General features: G+C 69.9%; 2 protein-coding genes. Both read left to right on the plus strand.

Translation table 11 applies throughout. The features are described from left to right. Positions 1-144: hypothetical protein (locus ELR45_RS41515; RefSeq protein ID WP_240760171.1), on the plus strand; the 144-nt coding region annotated here is incomplete at its 5' end. Between the two features lie 225 nt (positions 145-369). After that, positions 370-1365, plus strand: a complete 996-nt coding sequence (locus ELR45_RS26195) for a TIGR03557 family F420-dependent LLM class oxidoreductase (RefSeq protein ID WP_129668964.1) — start codon at positions 370-372, stop codon at positions 1363-1365. Positions 1366-1501: the final 136 nt, after the last annotated feature.

The raw sequence follows: 1501 nt of genomic DNA on the forward strand, positions 1-1501 counted from the left end.
GACCCGGTGAAGGTGACCCGCTCCGCGGTGGCCAACGCCGCGTCGATCGCCGCGATGCTCCTCACTACGGAGGCGCTCGTCGTCGACAAGCCGGAAGAGGAAGACGAGGCCGGGGCCGGTCACGGTCACGGCCACGGGCACTGAGGCCGGCGCTCGGGTAGAGTTCGCGGTACTGCCCGCGTGGCTCCATAGGGCGAAGCGGCGCCAAGCCGCGTCGTTCAGACGGGTCGAGTCACCTGGATCGAGTCACCGGCAGGTCGCGATAGTCGGACGTGAGGGCCCACCCGCCAACGTGCGGCGGATGGGTCCTCACGTCTTAGTCCTACACGGCCGGCTATGCGAGACCGGCCGGGAGCGAGGGACGGGCCGATGACACAGACCAGGGCACGGGTCGGGTACGCGGCCATGCTGGCGCGGTTCCATCCGTCGGAGGCCGTCGCGCTCGCGGCTGAGGCCGAGCACGCCGGATTCGACGGTGTGATGGCCGACGACCACTTCCAGCCGTGGACGCCGCACCAGGGTCAGTCCGGCTTCGTCTGGAACGTGATGACGGCGATGGCCGAGCGAACCAGGGGCAGCGTCGGGGTCGGCGCCACGTGTCCGTCGTTCCGCTGGCATCCCGCCGTGGTCGCCCAGGCCGCGGCCACTCTGGAGGCGATGTACCCGGGACGGCACTGGCTGGGGATCGGCTCCGGGGAGGCGATCAACGAGCACGTGGTGGGCGGCTACTGGCCGGAGGCTCCACAGCGGATCGCTCGGATGTTCGAGGCGGTCGAGATCATCCAGAAGCTCTTCACCGGCCGCGACGTCCGGCACGACGGCCGGTTCTTCACTCTCGAGCGGACCCGGCTCTGGACCCGGCCGGAGAACTCGCCGCCCGTCTACGTCGCCACCTCGGGTCCGGTCACGGCACGGCGGGCCGGTTCCGCCTGCGACGGCATCATCACCCTTGCCACCACGCCGGAGAAGGTGGCGTCACTCTTCGCCCGGTTCGACGACGGCGCGCGCTCGGCCGGGAAAGACCCGTCGTCGGCGGCGAAGATCGTCCAGCTGCACCTGTCCTGGGCGCCGGACGCCGATGAGGCGGCGGCGCAGGCGGTGCGTGAATGGCCGAACGGGGCGATGCGGTTCTCCAAGGCGGACATCCGCTCGCCGCACGACGTCGAGCAGATGGCCAGGATGGTCCGGCCGGAGGACTTCGACGGCCAGCTGCTGATCTCGGCCGATCTCGACGAGCACCGCCGCGAGATCCAGCGCTACCTCGACGCCGGCGCCACCCACGTGTACCTGCACAACACCGGCACGGATCAGCGCACCTGGGTCAAGACGTTCGGCCGCGAGGTGCTCCCGCGACTCGTCGCTTGATGAGACGTCCTGCCCGGGGTGACGCGTTCTGTTCCGGACGACGCGTTCTGTCCTGAACGGCACGTTCCGTACCGCGTTGCGCTGTGAGCCGGCCCGTTCGCGGTACAGAAGGTGTGATCCGGTACGGGATGTGTCA

The sequence above is a fragment of the Phytoactinopolyspora endophytica genome (assembly GCF_004138495.1).
GTDB classification, from domain to species: Bacteria; Actinomycetota; Actinomycetes; order Jiangellales; family Jiangellaceae; genus Phytoactinopolyspora; species Phytoactinopolyspora endophytica.

Bases quoted from the DNA above. Each gene is read 5' to 3' on its own strand.
- ELR45_RS26195 (WP_129668964.1), top strand. From the start codon at position 370: ATGACACAGACCAGGGCACGGGTCGGGTACGCGGCCATGCTGGCGCGG.